Annotated in this window: 20 protein-coding genes; 15 read left to right on the forward strand and 5 right to left on the reverse strand. The window is 48.7% G+C overall.

The genetic code is table 11. From position 1 onward, the window contains the following. Positions 1 to 21 precede the first annotated feature (21 nt). Positions 22 to 1,188 carry a HupE/UreJ family protein gene (locus ACFPOF_RS08860; protein ID WP_378131667.1) on the forward strand — a complete coding sequence of 389 codons (1,167 nt, stop codon included), beginning with the start codon at positions 22 to 24 and terminating at the stop codon, positions 1,186 to 1,188. Positions 1,189 to 1,245: 57 nt separating this feature from the next. On the opposite strand, the gene ACFPOF_RS08865 is transcribed toward ACFPOF_RS08860, so the two are convergent. From ACFPOF_RS08865 to ACFPOF_RS08875, 3 genes are all read right to left on the reverse strand, one after another. Further along, positions 1,246 to 2,088 carry a hypothetical protein gene (locus tag ACFPOF_RS08865; protein WP_378131669.1) on the reverse strand — a complete coding sequence of 281 codons (843 nt, stop codon included), beginning with the start codon at positions 2,086 to 2,088 and terminating at the stop codon, positions 1,246 to 1,248. 133 nt (positions 2,089 to 2,221) lie between these two features. After that, positions 2,222 to 3,328, reverse strand: coding sequence for a sensor histidine kinase (locus tag ACFPOF_RS08870; protein ID WP_378131671.1), 1,107 nt, complete (start codon positions 3,326 to 3,328; stop codon positions 2,222 to 2,224). A gap of 309 nt (positions 3,329 to 3,637) precedes the next feature. Further along, entirely contained in the window at positions 3,638 to 4,996 is a 1,359-nt protein-coding gene (locus tag ACFPOF_RS08875; RefSeq protein WP_378131673.1) for a sensor histidine kinase, read from the reverse strand. A 957-nt stretch (positions 4,997 to 5,953) separates the two neighbouring features. Between ACFPOF_RS08875 and ACFPOF_RS08880 the strand changes: the two genes are divergently transcribed. From ACFPOF_RS08880 to ACFPOF_RS08900, 5 genes are all read left to right on the forward strand, one after another. Further along, complete coding sequence (locus ACFPOF_RS08880; RefSeq protein WP_378131675.1) at positions 5,954 to 6,481, forward strand: accessory gene regulator ArgB-like protein; 528 nt, start codon at positions 5,954 to 5,956, stop codon at positions 6,479 to 6,481. Beyond that, the gene (locus ACFPOF_RS08885) at positions 6,482 to 6,604 is read left to right on the forward strand and encodes a cyclic lactone autoinducer peptide (RefSeq protein ID WP_378131676.1); all 123 of its coding nucleotides are present in this window, start codon (positions 6,482 to 6,484) and stop codon (positions 6,602 to 6,604) included. It abuts the gene before it with no gap. A gap of 18 nt (positions 6,605 to 6,622) precedes the next feature. Next, a complete protein-coding gene (locus ACFPOF_RS08890; RefSeq protein WP_378131678.1) occupies positions 6,623 to 7,012 on the forward strand; it encodes a LytTR family transcriptional regulator DNA-binding domain-containing protein in 390 nt (129 codons plus the stop codon). 156 nt (positions 7,013 to 7,168) lie between these two features. Then, on the forward strand, positions 7,169 to 7,969 hold the full coding sequence (locus ACFPOF_RS08895) for a class I SAM-dependent methyltransferase (RefSeq protein WP_378131680.1): 801 nt from the start codon (positions 7,169 to 7,171) through the stop codon (positions 7,967 to 7,969). Positions 7,970 to 8,077: 108 nt separating this feature from the next. Continuing rightward, complete coding sequence (locus tag ACFPOF_RS08900) at positions 8,078 to 9,424, forward strand: MATE family efflux transporter (protein ID WP_378131682.1); 1,347 nt, start codon at positions 8,078 to 8,080, stop codon at positions 9,422 to 9,424. A gap of 99 nt (positions 9,425 to 9,523) precedes the next feature. On the opposite strand, the gene ACFPOF_RS08905 is transcribed toward ACFPOF_RS08900, so the two are convergent. Next, positions 9,524 to 10,402, reverse strand: coding sequence for an SDR family oxidoreductase (locus ACFPOF_RS08905; protein ID WP_378131684.1), 879 nt, complete (start codon positions 10,400 to 10,402; stop codon positions 9,524 to 9,526). 161 nt (positions 10,403 to 10,563) lie between these two features. On the opposite strand from ACFPOF_RS08905, the gene ACFPOF_RS08910 reads away from it, so the two are divergent. Further along, positions 10,564 to 12,119 (forward strand): IS3 family transposase gene (locus ACFPOF_RS08910; RefSeq protein ID WP_378131805.1). Its coding sequence is split into 2 segments (ribosomal slippage): positions 10,564 to 11,212 and positions 11,212 to 12,119, totalling 1,557 coding nucleotides; the frame shifts between segments, so codons are not numbered across the junction. 63 nt (positions 12,120 to 12,182) lie between these two features. Here ACFPOF_RS08910 and ACFPOF_RS08915 read toward each other — a convergent pair. Continuing rightward, complete coding sequence (locus ACFPOF_RS08915; RefSeq protein ID WP_378131686.1) at positions 12,183 to 13,583, reverse strand: SpoVR family protein; 1,401 nt, start codon at positions 13,581 to 13,583, stop codon at positions 12,183 to 12,185. Between the two features lie 175 nt (positions 13,584 to 13,758). On the opposite strand from ACFPOF_RS08915, the gene ACFPOF_RS08920 reads away from it, so the two are divergent. The 8 genes from ACFPOF_RS08920 (at position 13,759) to ACFPOF_RS08955 (ending at position 18,529) form a co-directional block, all read left to right on the forward strand. Then, positions 13,759 to 14,139, forward strand: a complete 381-nt coding sequence (locus ACFPOF_RS08920; protein ID WP_378131688.1) for a hypothetical protein — start codon at positions 13,759 to 13,761, stop codon at positions 14,137 to 14,139. Between the two features lie 332 nt (positions 14,140 to 14,471). Further along, on the forward strand, positions 14,472 to 15,044 hold the full coding sequence (locus tag ACFPOF_RS08925) for a sulfurtransferase TusA family protein (protein ID WP_378131690.1): 573 nt from the start codon (positions 14,472 to 14,474) through the stop codon (positions 15,042 to 15,044). A 1-nt stretch (position 15,045) separates the two neighbouring features. Further along, the gene (locus tag ACFPOF_RS08930; protein WP_378131692.1) at positions 15,046 to 16,191 is read left to right on the forward strand and encodes an MBL fold metallo-hydrolase; all 1,146 of its coding nucleotides are present in this window, start codon (positions 15,046 to 15,048) and stop codon (positions 16,189 to 16,191) included. 15 nt (positions 16,192 to 16,206) lie between these two features. Then, entirely contained in the window at positions 16,207 to 16,434 is a 228-nt protein-coding gene (locus tag ACFPOF_RS08935; RefSeq protein ID WP_378131693.1) for a sulfurtransferase TusA family protein, read from the forward strand. A 49-nt stretch (positions 16,435 to 16,483) separates the two neighbouring features. Next, positions 16,484 to 17,269: a sulfite exporter TauE/SafE family protein gene (locus ACFPOF_RS08940; protein ID WP_378131695.1), complete on the forward strand. Its 786-nt coding sequence runs from the start codon at positions 16,484 to 16,486 to the stop codon at positions 17,267 to 17,269. Between the two features lie 29 nt (positions 17,270 to 17,298). Further along, complete coding sequence (locus ACFPOF_RS08945; RefSeq protein WP_378131697.1) at positions 17,299 to 17,775, forward strand: DsrE/DsrF/DrsH-like family protein; 477 nt, start codon at positions 17,299 to 17,301, stop codon at positions 17,773 to 17,775. 63 nt (positions 17,776 to 17,838) lie between these two features. After that, positions 17,839 to 18,168 (forward strand): rhodanese-like domain-containing protein, encoded by a 330-nt coding sequence (locus ACFPOF_RS08950; RefSeq protein WP_378131699.1) that lies wholly within the window; start codon positions 17,839 to 17,841, stop codon positions 18,166 to 18,168. Continuing rightward, positions 18,140 to 18,529 carry a DUF302 domain-containing protein gene (locus ACFPOF_RS08955; RefSeq protein WP_378131701.1) on the forward strand — a complete coding sequence of 130 codons (390 nt, stop codon included), beginning with the start codon at positions 18,140 to 18,142 and terminating at the stop codon, positions 18,527 to 18,529. Before ACFPOF_RS08950 ends, ACFPOF_RS08955 begins: the two co-directional genes overlap by 29 nt. Positions 18,530 to 18,589: the final 60 nt, after the last annotated feature.

Here is an 18,589-nt window from a genome sequence, read left to right on the forward strand (position 1 = left end):
TCCGGAAAGCGAGCATATCAAATGCGGCAACTGGAAAATCGGAAGTTTGTAACCAGATGGTTGATGCTGGCATGGGCAACGGCGGCGATATTGGCCGCCTTTGCCCAACCGGCAGGAGCCCATAATCTTTCATCCGCATACTCCGATATTCGGGTGGACGATCGCACGTTGCACTATCATCTTTCCTTTACAGAGGCGGATTACCTGAAGATTGTGTCCGCTGACAGGAACGGCGACGGCAAGCTTGAAGACGATGAGCTTGCCGGCTCGCTCGACCTTCTTGCGAAGGCCGTGGATGACGGCTTGATCGTGACGGGCAACGGAAAGCTCGGTACGGCCGAGATTAAAGGAGCGGAGCGGGAAAACCGGGCGAGCTTGAAGATGATCGGTATCGATCTCGCATATGTTTTTCCGGAACCGGTGCAAACCTTTCTGGTGCAGTATCAGTTTCTATGGGCGTCAGGAGCGGACCCGAATCACACGAACTTCGCTATGATTTACGTAGGCGGCCAGACGATCCAACAAGTGCTGGGCAGCCAGAACAACATTATCCAAATTGAAGGCGCCGCAGCCTCCGGCTCGTCCGGCACTCCCGATTCCGGAGAATCGGGCGGTTCGACTGTTGCAACAGCTCCGTCATCCTCTTGGGCTACGCTGAAGCAATATACGGTTATGGGAATGGAGCATATTTGGTCAGGGCTTGACCATATGCTGTTCGTTGCGGGACTGCTGCTCGGGGCGAACAGAAACGCATGGGCGATCGTCAAGACGATAACCGCTTTTACGGTCGGCCACTGCATAACGCTTGTTCTGTCTTCCCTGGAGCTTGCCTATATGTCTCCCGTGATCGTGGAGCCGTTAATCGCCTTGAGCATAGTGTATATTGCGGTCGAGAACATCTGGAGGAAACCGGAAGAGCATAAGCGATATGTGATTACTTTGCTATTCGGTCTCATTCACGGATTCGGGTTTGCCGAAGTGTTGCGAGGAACGTTGTCGGGCCATATGGCGTTGCCGCTATTCTCGTTTAACCTCGGTGTAGAGATTGGGCAGCTTGGAGTCGTAGCGGCGTGCGTTCCGATTATTGCGGGGCTCGGACGAATTCAGATGAAGTTTAACTGGGTTCATTACGCGTCGGGTGTCGTTGGCCTCATTGGGTTGTTCTGGCTTGTCGAGCGGATTGGTTAAAAAAAAGTACAAAAGCCGACTTCCGAGGCGCTAACGCGCAGAAGTCGGCCTTTGCAGTTATACCGGCGACGTATAGCGATAACCTTCCGCAACCGTGCGGAACGCTGTCCCTTTCTGCTGAAGCAGTGCGAGCGAGCTGCCTTCGAAGCCTTGCCAGTCGTAGGCGAGCGCAAATCCTGCCTTGGACCGGCTTAAGAACACGATGCCGAACGAATCCGACTGAAACACGCCTCCGTCGTCTACACGCCATGTGGATTGCTTATCATTGTTACCGACGAAATCCTGGAATACGAGCCCCGACTTCGTCGACAGGACGAGGCTTGCGAGCGGTTTCTTGCCGGCTACTCTCGCGAATTCGACAACGCCGACGACCGCTTCCCTACCCGCATGGCCAATGATGCGTTGACGAATTACTTTACGTTTCTTGGCTTTCTCGATTGCGGCGATGGACGCTTTATCCCATTTTCCGTTTTTCTCCGGTGTAAATTTCAACAGTTCTTGGCCTTGGAAAGCTTTTTTTTCCGCGAGCAGCACGGAAGAATTGCCTTCGATATGCCCTTTAGGGAGTGTGAATAGATCGCCTTCGTCTTGGTCGAAGTTCCACATCGTCTGTCTGCCGTTGCTTTTGTCCGTTTGTTTCTGGTGCTTGATGTACTTGATGCCAAGCATACTGCCTGGAGCGAACAAGGCTATCGTAAAACGGGCAGGTTTGGTGGAGGTGTTCGACAGAACCCGTTTGCCGGATTCGTTCACGTAACCAAAAGCAAATTTGCTGCCGTCTAACGTGCCAGGAACGACGCTAGAGGCCGCGCCAACTGCCGCAGGAGAGATGGCAGACAATGTAAAGCAGCATAGAAGTCCCAGTAAAAGCAAACGAATGCGCGAGGTTCTCAACGCCAATCAATCCTCTTTTCATCAGTGAGTAGAGTTGCGTCTCCACCCACTATAACGTAGCGCCTTCGCAAAAGTTGCAACCAGAGCGATGGTGCTTTTTTTACAGTATGTGCGCGCTTGTCGTTGGATAAACAGAGGCTTAACTCGCAGAATACGGAAGCAGAATACGGAAAGTAGTCGTTGCAAGTCCGCTTCCTGTCTGTTCGGACGAGAGATGAAGTTCCCCGTTATAGTGTTTGACCCGTTTCTGAACAATAGCTAGGCCGAGACCGGTATGGCCTTCCCCTTTGGTTGAATAACCGGTGTCGAAAATTCGTGCCTTGTCTATGCCGGCGATCAGTCGCCCCTTGTTAGAGACGACCAGTTCAATGCGTCGGTCCTCTCCGGCTCGAATCGACGCCGTCACATGCCGCTGATCCGCTGAAAGTTTACCTGACTCGTCAAAAGCATTGTCCACGAGATTGCCGAGAATTTTGATCACGTCGATTACTTTCACGGTTGTTTCTTGGGGGCTCCAATCGGCAGGAAGCTCGCACGAAAAGGCGATTCCTTTGCCCAATGCGACAGTCGTCTTTGACTGGGCGAAAGCAGCAAGCGCCGGCGAAGGATGATGCACGATATCGCTTACGTCGCGTGTTTCCTTCACGAGATCCTCGACATAATTTTTGAGTTGCTCGGTCTTACCCATCTGCGCCATCGTGTGGATCACTTGCACATGATTCAAGAAATCGTGTCTCTGCCCGCGAATGGACGTGAACATGTCGTTGATTTCTTCGACGTACACTTCCTGCGTCATCCTCGCTGCCTGTTCTCTCGTGCGGACTAGCAAGCGGATCATGAAGATGAGGGCGAGGAGGCTTACAACGATCAGGACGTAGATGAGGCCCGCCTGTAGTACGGTGTTCTTTTTGTCAGGGGTAATTTGATAATATTGAAGCATGCCGAGTAGGAAAAACTGGATGAATATAAACAAAATAATGCTTACAAATGTTTTGCGTTCACCATTAATAAGAGCGGACAGGATTCGTATTCCAGTAGATGACTTGCGTTTGCGAATCATCCAGGAGATAAGAAAAACAGATGTTAATTGTGGGTATAAAACTAGCAAAATTTGATTGAAATGATCTCTTAGCATATCGTCGTGTGAAGATATTCCAAAGCCATAGATTAGAATTGTTAACAGTATCAAGTCCATCAATTGAGTAAACAAAATAATGAAAAAGTAAGTAACAATTTTTTTCTTCAACGGCATCTCATGAAAGAAAACGAATAGTAGGGAGAAACCAAATGACAATGAAATAGCGACATGTGCTGTTGTAGGAAGATATAGAATCGTTAAATCCGTAAATAGTGAATGGATAAGCGCAATCAAATAAAGCCGTTTCATCAACTTAGGCGGTTGTGGAGCGAAAAAAGAAAAACAGAAGAGCCAGTAAACGAATGTTTGAGGTTGTGAACCTAGTAGATCAAGTTTTAGAAATGTAATTAATTCGTGCATCAAATAGGGCTCCTATATTTCTATATTTATTTTGTATCTGGTATACCAGCAGCGACGTTACCCCTCGGAGTACCGAAGCAGAATTCGGAATGATGTCGTCGCGTGGTCATTTCCTGAAGGCTCGGATGTAAAATGTAGCTCTCCGTTATAATGTTTAACCCGTTCCTGCACGATGGCGAGGCCGAGTCCGGAATGGCCCTCTCCCTTGGTCGAATAACCGGAATCAAAAAAACGAGACTTATCTTGGCCTGCGATTGGTCGTCCATTGTTGGAGACGACAAGTTCAATTCGCCGATCCTCACCGGCGCGAATCGATACCGTCACGTGTCGATGTTCCATAGAGAGCTTCTCGGACTCATCGAACGCATTGTCCACTAGATTGCCGAGAATTTTAATCATGTCGATCACTTTCACGGTTGTTTCTTGGGGGCTCCAATCGACAGGCAGTTCGCATGCAAAGGCAATTCCTTTTCCCAATGCGACTGTCGTCTTCGACTGGGCGATAGCGGCAAGCGCAGGAGAAGTATGATGCACGATGTCGCTTACGTCGCGTGTTTCCATCACGAGATCCTCGACATAATTTTTGAGTTGCTCGGTCTTACCCATCTGCGCCATCGTGTGGATCACCTGCACATGGTTCAAGAAATCGTGTCGCTGCCCGCGAATCGACGTGAACATGTCGTTGATTTCTTCGACGTACACTTCCTGCGTCATTCGGGCTGCTTGTTCTCTCGAGCGAATGAGCAGGCGGATCATGAAGATGAGGGCGAGGAGGCTTACAACGATTAGGACGTAGATAAGAGCCGCCTTGAGTGTAGGATTAATATTTTCAGAAGTAATTTGAAAGAGTTGAAGCGCTCCGAGCAATAAAAACTGTATGCTAATCAAGATAATCACATTTGCAAAGGCCATTTTTTCTCCGCGAAGTAGACTTGCCAAAGCACTCTTCGTTGCCAGGTAGCTACGCTTGTTTATCATCCAAGCCACTACTAAAAGAACTACGAATAACGGATAATAGATTCCCATCATAGAGAGAAGGTATTTGTCGTACATTTCTTCTCTTGAGGAAAGATTTGTGAAATAAAAGGCAAAAACGGAAGCCAGTATATCCATAATAAAACCGACGAGGTAAACAAAAAGCAATATCAGAAGCCGTTTCCTTAAGGTAAACTCCTTGAAAATGAGCAAAGTTAAGATAAGTGCCGCAGCTATAGAGTTTAATAGATGAATCTTAAGCGGTAGCCAAGAAACAAAAGCATCAGTATATACGGAATGTACAATCGTGAGGAGAAAAATTTTACAATAAAGCCTGTTCGGCTTAGGTTCGATAAATGAAAAGCAGAAGACCCACATAACGAAAGCCTGAGGGAAGGAAACTAGAAGAGTAAATTTAAGAAACTGCAGTAAACTATCCATTTTGCATCGTCCTTCTTAACTGAAAATCGTTCCATCGTAATATTTAGGTACTGAGATACAATACTGTTATATCATCAAATATAGGAAAATTATACCGGAGTCCGTCGTTTCAATATGTCAAAAGTTTAATTAGTATTTTACAATAAAATGATTTATTTACCAATTTCTAAGAGGGGATTTCGAAGGAATTTGCTGTTTTTATTGAAATAATCGGCGATATACTCAAAAAAACGGCTACTTATCGACTATTAATTTTGTTAAAATAGAAGTGAAGGATTCTTTTACTTGAGTCGGAGGCGCCGGGAATGCAGTTCATACAATTCATATTCGCATCAGCTCTCGAATATATCGCGTTCTCAATTTTTATGATGGTGCTGTTTCGCTTTCCCGTTAGAGAAAATATACTAAAGTTTTGTTTTTCATCTTTTATTTTGGCCTTTGTCTCTAACTCGCTCCAAGTAGAGTCACTGCAAAATATTTCACCGCTTATTAATGTGTTTGTATTTATCTTCATGTTATCGATCATTTTAAGAACAAGGTTATTCCATTCTATTATTATGGTCGTTCTCTCCTATTTAACTTACACGCTGGTCCAATGGTTACTGCTGACTTTGTTTATTAAACTTGGACTTTTTGTTGAAATTAAGCCGTACACATGGTCAGGTTATGTACTGCAAGCTTCTTCTGCATTGTCTTTGATGATTATATGCGTTTTTGTAAGAGTATCAAACGGTGGTTTCAGTTATATTCAATCAAGCAGTCGCTTTTACAAAGACGAAGTAAAAGGAAACAGATTGTTTATTGTAACGTTAGCGCTATCCCTAATCGTCGTCTTCGTCATCAATGTAATGTATATTGGTTCTTTGGGCGCACCGTACTATTTCTACACGATTGCAATTATTATTCTATTGATTTTATTGATTTTGATCTATTTCTCTGTGCGAAAGGATCATAAGAATGATTAGTGCAATTTCACTGAGGATTGCGACCTATCTTAAAAATGTAGATCAAGAAAATACGCCCAGCATTGAAGTGATGAAATACTCCTTGTATATCATTCTACATACTCTATTTACTGTTTGTGCGATTACAATAGTATCTTTCATTCTTGGCAAACCTTTTGAAACTTTTATTGGACTCATTTTCTTTATCGCGCTTAGATTGTTCGGCGGTGGTTATCATTTACACTCGTCAGTTTGGTGTACTGTGCTATCCGTGGGCCTCGTTAGTGCTTCACCGTTCTTAGTATTATCGGATTCTGCGAGCATTGTCGTGACGATTGCGTCGGTTTTAATTTTTCTATGGCAGGCCCCCAAAAATTTCAAAGGCTATGCCAGAATTCCTGAGAAATATTATCCAGTTATGAAAGTGATAACTGTTATAATAGGAAGTGCAAATTTCATCTGGAATAGTTCTACACTTTCGGCAATTCTACTTTTACAGTCAATATTACTCTTACCAAAAGAGAAGGGAGGGACCAGTTGAATGAAAAAGAAAATGTTGCTACCTGTTGCCAAGTTGCTAGGTTTATTCGCTGTCGTTTTTGTAAGCACGGCGTGCTTATGGATTATGCACCGTCCTGAAATTCCAGCAGAGTTAAAGAAATAAACCGAAAGGGATGAACACATGTCACAATACATCCGCTTGCTCGATCGTGAAGGTAACCCGGTGGAAGTTAATGTCGAAGATCTGATCACGATTAAGCCTACGGCGGACGGTCCTGAGTTCTACACAAAGGACGGCATGTACTTCTATCCCACGACACTGGACGAGTTGCTCATCTTGTTTAAGGATTTAGGCTTTGAACGTCTGGACAGAACGAACGTAGTCAACATGAACCATGTAAAGTCGTTTGATCCGAAAGCACGGAAGGTTTATTTTGAGCATCCAGTGACGAAGGATAGCAAGTTTGCCACCGTATCGGAGGCCAATGTAAGCAAGGTCGAACATCTTGCCAAAGAAAGTATGGCCTCGTACAAAGCGGTGCCGAAGAAGGCGCTGTTCTGGAAAAGTTAGAACATGATAAAATGAGAACGCCAAGCCGCCGAGGTTTGGTTTTTTTATTTTCGTCTTATAGGTATTAACTATTATAAAAATAGATTTTATATATTTCACCTATTCCCCTCCGAGTGATATAACTTGTTTAACACAACAACCAAGGAGGAAGCGACAATGACAAATTCGTACACTGACGGTACGCCGAGCCAGAAAGTCCATTGGGAAGCAAGCGGGTACGATCAATCAATGGGATTCGTGTCTCGGTACGGGGAAGATGTCGTTCAATGGTTGAACCCGCTTGAGGGAGAGCGAATCATTGATTTCGGCTGCGGAACGGGGGACTTGGCGGCAAAGATTGCGGAATCAGGAGCGATAACGTACGGAGTAGATATTTCCTCGGAAATGGTCGACAGAGCCCGAGCCAAATACCCGCATTTGCAGTTTGAATGTGCGGACGGGGCGACATGGCAGTCGGATTACGAGTACGACGCGGTGTTCAGCAATGCGGCATTGCACTGGATGCGGGATGCAGAAGGGGCCATTGCGAGCATGGTGAGCGGCCTGAAAAAAGGCGGACGATTCGTCGCTGAATTCGGCGGATATGGTAACGTGAAGCAAATCGTTGAGGCGGTAAGATCGGTTCTAACGGAGGAAGTGCGCGAGGATGCATTCGTTATGCCGTGGTTTTTTCCGACGATTGGACAATACGGTATGATGCTCGAGAAGCATGGGATGGAAGTACGCCATGCGATTTTGTTCGATCGTCCGACTCCGCTGGAGAACGGGGAAGAAGGGATGAAAGATTGGCTTCGGATGTTCGGAGAAGCGATGTTCCCGAACGCAAATGTGCAGGACGCTGAAAGATGGATGAACGCCGCAGTCTCCAAGTTGAAGCAGCCTGAGGCCGCGCTGTATGCAGACGGGAGATGGATAGCCGACTATCGACGGATCAGGATCTTTGCGGTCAAATGCTGATCTAATGAGAGCACAATCGCATAAAAACTCGCGCTAATCTTTCATTGACTTGAATCATGAACTCAGTCAGAATGGGAGCATCCTAGACAGCGAGGACGGTTAAACAGCATGAAATTACTTAGAAGCTGGCAGGGAATCTTGCTGCTGGCGCTCCCATCGTTATTCGCGTTTGCGACCCAGACACTCACGGGTACGATTAATTTAATTCTCGTCGGTGACCTCGGCTTTGTTATCATTGCCGTCGTCGGCGTATCGAATATTATTATGTACAACGTATTCGCGATTTTTTCAGGCATCGGTCATACGGTCAACTATCTTGTCGCCCAGAATTTCGGTGCGAAGGAAATGCGCAAAGGGATGCAACGCATGTATCTGGCGATACTTGTCAGTCTTGGCGTTGCAGTCATTATTACCATTGCCGGCTGGCTCGCCAGCGGTCAAGTGCTCGCGTTGACCGGCGGTTCGGAAGAGCTGATCTCTACAGGCAGGGACTATTTGGAGCTTCGATTTTACGCAATGGCGTTCGGGATTATTAGCTTTGTGTTTCACGGATTCTTTCGCGGGGTAGGCAATACGCGCATTTCCATGATTGTATCGATTCTGGCTAATGTGCTGATGGTCGGTTTGACGTATGGGCTTACTTACGGGCATTGGGGCTTACCTGATATGGGCATCGTCGGGGCGGGATATGCGCTGCTGATCGGCGAAGCGGTGCAGTTGCTCGCGTGTTTAATCGTATTCTGGGGGCCGATGCATAAGCGGTTCCAGACGAGATCGATTCCGAAGCCGGATTGGCTGGAATTGAAGCTGATTTCCAAGGAAAGCGGCAAGCTTGGCATGCAGGAATTTTCGATGAGTATCTCGATGTACATCTTTACGATTTTCGTCCTGACGCTTGGGGACATGGCTGCCGCGGCGAATGAAGTCGCGCTCAGCATCATGTCGTTCGGCTTCATGCCTGCTTTCGCATTCGGCTCGACGGCGACGATTCTCGTCGGGCAGGAGCTCGGGCAACGCCGGCCGAAGCTGGCGAAAGCGGCCGGAACGAACGCGGCGGTGCTCGGCTCCATATTCTTGATTTTGCTCGGCACAGCGGAGATGATCTGGTCGGTCCCGATTGCGAAACTGTATAGCAATGATCCGGGAGTCTATCAATTGGCTGCCGATCTCATCAGAGTATCCGCTTATTTACAAATTTTCGACGGGTTCTATAACTTCTATGCAGGCGGCCTTCGGGGCATCGGCGATACGACGTTCTTGATGAAGTCGTCGTTCGTGCTTAGCATCTTTATGTTCGTGCCGCTGACCTACTTGTTCGTTATCGTATTGGATTGGGGCAGCATCGGCGCGTGGCTTGCGCTTTATTCTTTCCTCGTCGCGCTGGGCACGGTCGTGATGATTCGTTATTACCGGACGGATTTTAACTCCGTCAAACTTGTAGAAGCACACGGGTAATACCCGGCGGCGAGATCGTCGCGGCATCTTAAGGCGTGTCTGGATACTCCGGGCGAAAAGGCGGTGAAAGATGCCCCTGAGCGGGTTTGCAGACACGCCCTAGCCGTTGACGATCTCGCCGCCATTGACGTGTAGCACTTGTCCGGCCATGTAAGAAGAGTCTTCGCTGGCAAGGAAGACGTAAGCTGGAGCGAGTTCATCCGGTTGCCCGGCTCTCTTCATCGGAGTATCCGAACCGAAAGACGCGACTTTCTGAGCGTCGAACGTCGAAGGGATGAGCGGTGTCCAGATCGGTCCGGGCGCGACGGCGTTCACGCGAATGCCTTGACCGATAACGTTCATCGCAAGCGAACGAGTAAAAGCCACGATTGCCCCTTTGGTCGCAGAATAGTCAAGCAAAGTCGGGCTGCCACGATAGGCAGTGATGGATGTCGTGTTAATAATGGTCGCGCCGGCCGCCAGATGGGACATTGCAGCTTGGGTGAGGAAAAACATCCCGAAAACGTTCGTACGGAAAGTTCGCTCAAGCTGCTCAGGCGTAATTTGCTCGAGCTTGTCCTGCGGATGTTGCTCGGCGGCGTTGTTCACGACCGTATCGAGTCTTCCGAATTCAGCGATTGTCCGGCTCACGACCTGCTTGCAAAATTCCGCCATGCCGATGTCTCCACTTAACAGCAAACAGCGTCTGCCTTCGGCTTCGATCTGTTTCTTCGTTTCTTCGGCATCTGCGTCTTCGTTCAAGTAAACGATGGCGACGTCGGCGCCCTCTTTCGCGAAAGCGATGGATACGGCGCGTCCGATGCCGCTATCTCCTCCGGTGACAATGGCAACTTTTCCGGAAAGCTTGCCCGCGGGTTTATAGAGCGGGGATTCGGATTCGGGCAATGGTGTCATCGTTCCTTCGATGCCGGGCATCTGATTCTGATGTTGAGGTGGAAAAGAAGTCGGTCGTTGCGGCTGATTCGGCGTATTGTTCATTCGAGTATCTCTCCTTTCGTATCCTGTATAAGGTAACCAAATTCGGCGCGCTTAAGCGTGCATCCACGACGAAAAGGGCAATCCGCAGCTGATATGCTCCCCTTTAAGTGGACAGGTGAAATAACTAAACCTGTTGCTTAAAGGGGAGCTTTCTGTTGGGCATAAAAAATGAATATAGCGGAATTGAGAAGTTGGAGGCTTTAAGGGAGCTTGAAGACGGACGTGGCACTGGAAAAGAAATAGCTCAGAAGTACAACGTCAACATCAGTACTTTGGAAAAGTGGAAACGAAAATACGATCAGTATGGCATTCAAGGGTTAGAAATTCGTTCCCGCAATAATAGTTACTCTGCAGAACTTAAGCTCCAGGCCGTTCAAGATTACCTAACTGGACAATTCTCGCATAATCAAATTATTAAAAAGTATAAAATCGCTAGCACAACTCAACTTATCGATTGGATACGCAAGTATAATGGTCATAGCAACTTATCATCGTACAACAAGGGTGTTAGAACTATGACCAAGGGACGTACAACAACATGGCAGGAACGGATCGACATCGTGCTCTACTGCCTTTCTAATAATCGGGATTACCAGAAGACTGTGAGCCAATACCAGGTCTCTTATCAGCAAGTTTATGGATGGGTAAAGAAGTATGAAGCAGGTGGCGAGGGCGCTTTGCAAGACGGCAGAGGACGCACGAAGGCCCCTGAAGAGTTAACTGAGGCTGATCAGCAAAAGCTCACTATGAAGAAATTAGAGTACGAAAACGAGCGACTTCGGGCAGAGAATGCTCTATTAAAAAAGCTACAGGAGTTCGAAAGGAGGCGTCGCTAAACGGGCATCGTCAGGAGAACATATACCTTGCTATCCAAGCGGTGCAGCAGTCAGAGTCGCTTAGTGTGAAGCTCCTGTGCAAGATTATGGGTATCCCAAGGTCAAGTTACTACAAGTGGCTCAGTCACCAGCCTAGTCCACGACAGCTGGCGAACCAGGAGCTAACGGCACTCATGATGTCGTTGTATGAGAAGGTTGAAGGTACCTTTGGCTACCGACAATTGACGCTGCATATGCGTCGACAAACGGAGAAGCAGATTAACCACAAACGTGTGTATCGCCTGATGAAGATACAAGGGATTCAGTCCGTTATTCGTCGGAAGAAAAAGAAATATGTGCGTTCTACACCTCAACATGTTGCTGAGAACGTATTAAACCGCCAGTTTCAGGCGGAAGCTCCAAATGAGAAGTGGCTAACGGATGTCACTGAATTGAAGTACGGCAACGGTCAGAAAGCCTATTTAAGTGCAATTCTCGACCTTCATGATAAATCGATTGTTTCTTATGTACTTGGGAATTCCAATAATAATCCGCTGGTGTTTAAAACATTGAAGTTGGCGCTAAAGGTAGTGCCAAAGAGCAAAGCGCTCCTTCATAGCGACCGAGGCTTCCAGTATACTTCTCGACAGTTTAAGAAGATGGTCGACAAAGCTACAATGAGGCAGAGTATGTCCCGAGTTGGACGTTGTATTGATAACGGTCCAATGGAATCTTTTTGGGGGACGTTGAAATGTGAAAAATACTATTTACATAAATACCAAACCTTTGAGCAGCTAAAGAAGGACATCGATGACTATATTCACTTCTACAATTACGAGCGATTACAGAAAAAACTAAACGGCCTCAGTCCCATTGAATTCAGGACTAAGGCCGCTTCATAGATCTTTATTTTTTATACTGTCTACTTGACGGGGGGCTGTTCACTTTCTCTGATCTCCCAAGCGTTAAAGCGGTTTGCGAGTCGTCTTCTTGCCGTCGCAACTGAACAGTATTTTTTTGTCGTCGGACACCGACTCGAGATGGACCGGTTTGCCCCACAAATGCACGATATAAGGGAGTGTGCGTTCGACGTATTTCAAGTCCAGCTCCGTTCCCTCGTAACTATGGGTGATGTAGAGTTCACCGCTGCGCTGATAGTCCCCGTCGGAGACGACAAGATAAGGAAACCCGCCATTGACCCTCGAATACACCATCTGGTCGCGAATGTGCTCCCAGGTTTTATCGGTAATTTTCCACTCCTGGCCTTTCTTCTCGAAAATGTACAAGTCCAATTCCTCGGTCAGCTCTTTCGTCAAATAGTTGCGAAGGAAAGAAGGATCCGAATCCATCTCGCGAACTTCGAAAATTTTCTCCTGTCCGAACCTTTTCTCGATATCCTCGAAAATTTTCAAGCCCAAGTAATACGGGTTAAGCGAATGGCGGGACGGCTGCACGACGGCGGAGTTCAGTTTCGCGTATTCGATCGTCTCCTCGCTCGTCAAAGGAAGTTCCCGCATAATGCGTTGATGCCAGTAAGAAGCCCAGCCTTCGTTCATGATCTTGGTCTCTATCTGCGGCCAGAAGTAAAGCATTTCCTCGCGGATAATGCTCATAATATCGCGTTGCCAATCTTCCAGGTTCGGCGCATATTCCTGAACGAACCAGACAATATCCTTCTCGGGATTTACCGGAAACTTGCGCGAGTCTGCAGCCGATTCATTGTTGTTCTTGTCCTTGTTGCTGCCATTTTCATAACTCTCCAGCTCCCACAAATCTTCATATGGTGACGCCGGGCGCGACACGTTACGTTCCTTGTCTTTCTTCTGCTGCAATTGCGCGTATTTCTTATCTAAACCGTACGGCTTATGAATCGCGGGATCGATATGCTCTTGAATGGCCATAACGGCGTCGAGAAATTTCTCAACCTCATCGGTACCGTATTCGATCTCGTACTGGCTGATGCGATCGGCGGCAGCGGACATCGATTCGACCATATTGCGATTGGAGACGGAGAAGCGGGCGTTATTTTTGAAAAAGTCGCAGTGAGCGAGCACGTGAGCGACGATAAGTTTGTTCTGAACGAGCGAGTTGCCGTCCAGTAAAAAGGCGTAGCAGGGGTTGGAGTTGATGACGAGCTCGTAAATTTTGCTCAGCCCAAGATCATATTGCATTTTCATCCGGTTAAATGTTTTCCCGAAGCTCCAATGGCTGAACCGTGTCGGCATGCCGTAAGCGCCGAACGTGTAGATGATGTCAGACGGGCATATTTCGTATCTCATCGGATAGAAGTCTAGACCGAATCGATCGGCGATTTCCGTAATGTCAGTAATGGCGGTTTCCAGATTGCGTAGCTCATCGTCGCGCATGCCGGGCCAAGCCTCCTGTCGGATTCAAAGATTCCACCAAGCTATGTATATGTGGGAACCGCCGAAAGTGTGACGTGGAATTGAAAGGCCTTCGCGAATATTTACTTGAAAATGGGGCACGATACCGAAGTCATTTTCGGCGAGTTTCAGTATCCGGAATCGGAGGGAAACGTTTATGGCGGAAAGAACGGTATTCGCATACTTCAACACGCCAGACCAAGCAGAGGAAGCGCTGCGGCAATTAAAGCCGCTGAAGCTGGTCGACTACGCGATCGAAAGGTTCGACGGCTATTCGGGCACAGGCATCGAAAGCCTGGACAAGATCGGGGGCACGATCACGGGCGATTTCGTCAATCTTGGCCGCTTGACGCTCGGCGGCGATTTCGATAATCCGGACGCAGCCAAGCTAGCAACTTCCAGCGTGAGTGCAAGCGGCTATAGTTCGGGCGGACCGGATAATCGAGTCAGCGGGCGGGACATCATGCTCGTGGCGATCGTCGAGGAAGAAGATTACGATCGAGCAAGCGAGATCGTTAGAGACGCGGGCGCGCTTTAATGAACACGCATATAAGTTGTAATAACCGTATCTCCCCTTGTCAGGAGCGATACGGTTATTTTCATTTGCTTCTCGGAAATGAAGTATTTTCATGTTTGCAAACAAACCCATGGGGGTATGTTGACAAAACGAATGGCTGCATTTATAGTATTTTATATACCCAGCAGGGTATACGGAACGACGAGCATTCTTTTATACCCCATAGGGTATTTATCAATTGGAAAGAGGTGCAAGTTGATGCAAACGAATGGGTGGACGACGGTTAAGCCGGAATCGGTAGAACAATGGATCGGACGCGAGCTGAACGACAAACCAAGGAGGATGAACGAAACATGACAACGACATTTACGGCGAATCAAGTATTGGATTGCAAAGGCCTCGCTTGCCCGATGCCGATCGTCAGAACGAAGAAAGCAATCGAAGCGCTGAAGCCGGGCGAAGTCATCGAGATGCAAGCGACGGACAAAGGTTCATTGGCCGATATTCAAGGCTGGGCCAAAAACACCGGCCACCAATACCTCGGCACGTTGCACGAGGGGGAAGTGCTGAAGCATTACGTACGCAAAGCTTCCGCCGACGAAGAGAAGGCGGAGACGATGTTCGGACGAACGATCTCGAACGATGAGTTGCTTGCCAAGCTTGACGCCAAAGAAGCGATTCTTGTGCTCGACGTTAGGGAACCGGCCGAATACGGGTTCGGACATATACCCGGCGCCTTATCGATTCCGCTAGGGGAATTGGAGTCGCGGGCTGGAGAATTGCCCAAGGACAAAGAGTTATTCGTAGTGTGTCGAACCGGCAAACGAAGCAACTTCGCTTGTTTGTTATTAGAAGAGAAGGGTTATCAAGTGACGAACGTCTTGCCCGGCATGTTGGAGTGGTCGGGATCAAGGGAGGAGAACTAACATGACAACGAATACCGCGAACGCAATGACGGCCGGTGAAGTCACCAGAGCCATTATCGAGAGTAAACCGCTGTTTATATTGGATGTTCGCAACGAATCGGATTACGGGGACTGGAAAATCGACGGCGGAGTCTTGGAAAGCATCAACGTTCCTTACTTCGATCTGATCGACGGCGTCGAGGAAGTGTTGCCTCAGCTTCCGAAGGACCGCGATATTCTCGTCGTCTGCGCGAAGGAAGGCTCATCCATTTTCGTGGCGGAGCAACTGACCGAAGCTGGCGTCGTAGGCGTCAGCTACCTCCAAGGCGGCATGAAGGCATGGAGCGAATATTTGGAGCCGGTTAAGGTAGGCGATCTGAAAGACGGCGGCGAGCTGTATCAGTTCGTCCGGATGGGCAAAGGCTGCTTGTCTTACATGGTATTGTCGGAAGGCGAAGCTGCGGTCGTCGATACGCTGCGGATGACCGACGTGTTCGAAGATTTTGCGAAGTCCAAGTGTGCGGTTATCAAGCATACGCTGGACACGCACTTGCACGCGGACCACATTTCCGGCGGTCGCAAGCTTGCCGAGCAAAACGGAGGAACGTACTGGCTGCCGCCTAAGGACGCCGACGAAGTCGTATTCGACTATCGACCGCTCGACGAACAAAGCAAAATCACGGTCGGCAACACGGTGCTTGTCATCCGTCCCGTATACTCCCCGGGGCATACGATCGGCAGCACGTCCATTGTCGTCGACGATCAATATTTGCTGAGCGGCGACATTCTATTCGTCGAATCGATCGGCAGACCGGACCTCGCGGGCAACGCCGGCGCATGGGCGAACGATCTGAGAAACACGTTGTACTCGACGTATAAAGAGCTTTCCGACGATCTCCTTGTGCTTCCTGCCCACTTCGGCAAGACAAGCGAGCTCGGCGAAGGCGGTCAAGTATCGGCACGTCTTGGCGAACTGTATTCTTCGAATCCGGGACTTAACATCGCGAGCGAAGACGAGTTCAGAAAGACGGTTACGGAAAACCTGCCGGCTCAGCCGAACGCTTACCAGGAGATCAGACAAACGAACATGGGGCGTATCGCGCCGAACGAAGACGAACAACGCGACATGGAAATCGGACCGAACCGCTGCGCGGTTCACGACAAATAAGGAGGACACGACATCATGAAAATCGATATTCAAGTAGATGCGAAAGGCTTGGCCTGCCCTATGCCGATCGTTAGAGCAAAGAAAGCGCTGGACACCTTGCAAGCAGGAGAACATATGGAGCTTCTTGCGACGGACAAAGGCGCTTTGAACGACTTCCAAGCGTGGGTGAAATCGTCCAAGAACGAATGGATCACTCACGAGGAGAAGGACGGCGTGCATCGCTTCGTCATCAAGAAAGGTTAAACGGCGGGGGACTTGTCCCCCATTCTCACACTAGAAGGGGGTGCGCGCCATGGATATGGAGTTCGGTTTAATCCTGCTTTTGTTCGCTATCGGTTTCGTAGGATCGATGATTTCAGGCATGGTCGGCATCGGAGGCTCGATCATTAAATACCCGATGCTGCTCTACATTCCGCCGGTTCTCGGTTTCGTCGCGTATACCGCACAAGAAGTTGCGGGCATCAGCGCGGTTCAAGTCTTTTTCGCCACATTGGCGGGCATGTTCGCCTTCCGCAAAGATGGGCTCATCAACCGAAATCTCGTCCTGTATATGGGTGTGGCGATTGTTATCGGCAGCTTCGCGGGTGGCTACGGGTCCAAGTTCCTGTCCGACTCCGCGATTAACTTGACCTATGCGATTCTTGCGCTGATCGCCGCGATCATGATGTTCCTTCCGAAAAAAGGACAGGACAACGGCGATTACGGCAACATTCAATTCAATAAAGCGGTCGCCTTTACGCTTGCCGGCATTATCGGTATCGTCTCGGGTATCGTTGGCGCGGCCGGGGCATTCATCACCGTTCCCGTCATGCTCGTCATCCTGAAAATTCCGACCCGTGTCGCGATCGCCTCGTCATTAGCCATTACGTTCATCTCTTCGATCGGGACAACAGTTGGCAAGATCATGGGCGGACATGTGCTGCTCGAGTCATCGATTATCATGGTTATCGCTAGCTTGATCGCCGCACCGCTCGGGGCGATGCTTAGCAAGAAAATGAATACGAAATTGTTGCAGTGGATTCTGATCGCATTGATCCTGGCGACGGTAATAAAAATATGGATCGGGATATTGTCCTAATTCGATTATTCAAGGAGGGTTTTAACGGAATGGAAAAGGAAAAATCGACAATCGTCCTGTTCAGCGGAGACTTGGACAAAGCAATAGCGGCATTCATAATCGCGAATGGAGCGGCGGCATACGATCACGAAGTGACGATCTTCTTCACCTTCTGGGGATTAAACACGATGCGCAAAGAAGAAGTCGTGAAGACGGAAAAGGGCTTACTGGAGAAAATGTTCGGATGGATGATGCCTAGAGGAGCGAACAAGCTCGGTCTATCCAAAATGAATATGGCCGGCATGGGCCCGAAAATGATCAAGCACGTCATGAAAAAGCATAATGCGCTGAGCTTGCCTCAGCTTATCGAGCTCGCGCAAGAGCAAGGCGTCAAGCTCGTGGCATGCACGATGACGATGGACCTGCTCGGCTTGAAGCAAGAAGAGCTGATCGACGGCATGGAATTCGCCGGCGTTGCCGCGTACCTCGGCGATGCGAACGGCGCGAAGGTGAACTTATTTATTTAATCGGCCCAAGCGACGATCTCGAGTAAAAGTTCTCAGGGATGAATAAGACGGGAGATGCGCACGATGAATACGACAACGATAATCGGCTTGTTGCTGATTGCCGCCATCGCGATGCTGATCGTCAGAGGAAGACGGGCATGCGCTGGCATGGCGAATTATACGTCGGAGCAATTTGAAGAGAAACTGAAGGGTTCGCCGAAACCGATGCTCGTGGACGTACGCGAGCAGGCCGAGTACGGTACTGGTCACTTGCTGGGCGCGGTATTGCGAAGCAAACGGAATCGACAACGTCGGCTATCTGCAAGGCGGGATTTCCTCATGGAGAGGAAAGGTCGTCCGATAACCGAAAAGGAGGTTGCGATCGATGAACTTTCATTATACTGTAGAGTCTGATCTTGGCATGAACGAGACGATCGAAGCGCTTGGGAAGGAATTGAAGAAACGGGGCTTCGGCGTTCTGTGGGACTTCGACTTGACAGCGAAACTGAAGGAAAAGGGGCAATCGTTCGATGAGCCTTACCGCATCTTGGAAGTATGCAATCCGGCGGAGGCCGCGAGAATATTAAGCAAGAACGAGCTTGCCGCTTATTTTCTCCCTTGCAAGATCGTCGTGTACGAGAAGGAAGGGAAAACTCGAATCGGGTTGCCCAAACCGACGGCCTTGATCGAGGTCATCGGCGACGAAGGGTTGAAAGAGATCGCCGTAGAAGTCGAGAAGACGCTTGTCGAAGGGATCGACCAAAGCCGTAAATAACGATTTCCAAAACTGTTTCGGCTGATGGCACGTCCTTACTTTTTGCTCTATAATATACCT

This window comes from Cohnella soli (assembly GCF_042655525.1).
GTDB classification, from domain to species: Bacteria; Bacillota; Bacilli; order Paenibacillales; family Paenibacillaceae; genus Cohnella; species Cohnella soli.

Coding starts and splice junctions, on each gene's coding strand:
- ACFPOF_RS08905 (WP_378131684.1), bottom strand. CDS start 10,402: ATGAACAATACGCCGAATCAGCCGCAACGACCGACTTCTTTTCCACCT.
- ACFPOF_RS08925 (WP_378131690.1), top strand. CDS start 14,472: ATGACAACGACATTTACGGCGAATCAAGTATTGGATTGCAAAGGCCTC.
- ACFPOF_RS08885 (WP_378131676.1), top strand. CDS start 6,482: ATGAAAAAGAAAATGTTGCTACCTGTTGCCAAGTTGCTAGGTTTATTC.
- ACFPOF_RS08895 (WP_378131680.1), top strand. CDS start 7,169: ATGACAAATTCGTACACTGACGGTACGCCGAGCCAGAAAGTCCATTGG.
- ACFPOF_RS08915 (WP_378131686.1), bottom strand. CDS start 13,583: ATGCGCGACGATGAGCTACGCAATCTGGAAACCGCCATTACTGACATT.
- ACFPOF_RS08920 (WP_378131688.1), top strand. CDS start 13,759: ATGGCGGAAAGAACGGTATTCGCATACTTCAACACGCCAGACCAAGCA.
- ACFPOF_RS08880 (WP_378131675.1), top strand. CDS start 5,954: ATGATTAGTGCAATTTCACTGAGGATTGCGACCTATCTTAAAAATGTA.
- ACFPOF_RS08875 (WP_378131673.1), bottom strand. CDS start 4,996: ATGGATAGTTTACTGCAGTTTCTTAAATTTACTCTTCTAGTTTCCTTC.
- ACFPOF_RS08930 (WP_378131692.1), top strand. CDS start 15,046: ATGACAACGAATACCGCGAACGCAATGACGGCCGGTGAAGTCACCAGA.
- ACFPOF_RS08950 (WP_378131699.1), top strand. CDS start 17,839: ATGAATACGACAACGATAATCGGCTTGTTGCTGATTGCCGCCATCGCG.
- ACFPOF_RS08900 (WP_378131682.1), top strand. CDS start 8,078: ATGAAATTACTTAGAAGCTGGCAGGGAATCTTGCTGCTGGCGCTCCCA.
- ACFPOF_RS08890 (WP_378131678.1), top strand. CDS start 6,623: ATGTCACAATACATCCGCTTGCTCGATCGTGAAGGTAACCCGGTGGAA.
- ACFPOF_RS08940 (WP_378131695.1), top strand. CDS start 16,484: ATGGATATGGAGTTCGGTTTAATCCTGCTTTTGTTCGCTATCGGTTTC.
- ACFPOF_RS08955 (WP_378131701.1), top strand. CDS start 18,140: ATGAACTTTCATTATACTGTAGAGTCTGATCTTGGCATGAACGAGACG.
- ACFPOF_RS08860 (WP_378131667.1), top strand. CDS start 22: ATGCGGCAACTGGAAAATCGGAAGTTTGTAACCAGATGGTTGATGCTG.
- ACFPOF_RS08935 (WP_378131693.1), top strand. CDS start 16,207: ATGAAAATCGATATTCAAGTAGATGCGAAAGGCTTGGCCTGCCCTATG.
- ACFPOF_RS08945 (WP_378131697.1), top strand. CDS start 17,299: ATGGAAAAGGAAAAATCGACAATCGTCCTGTTCAGCGGAGACTTGGAC.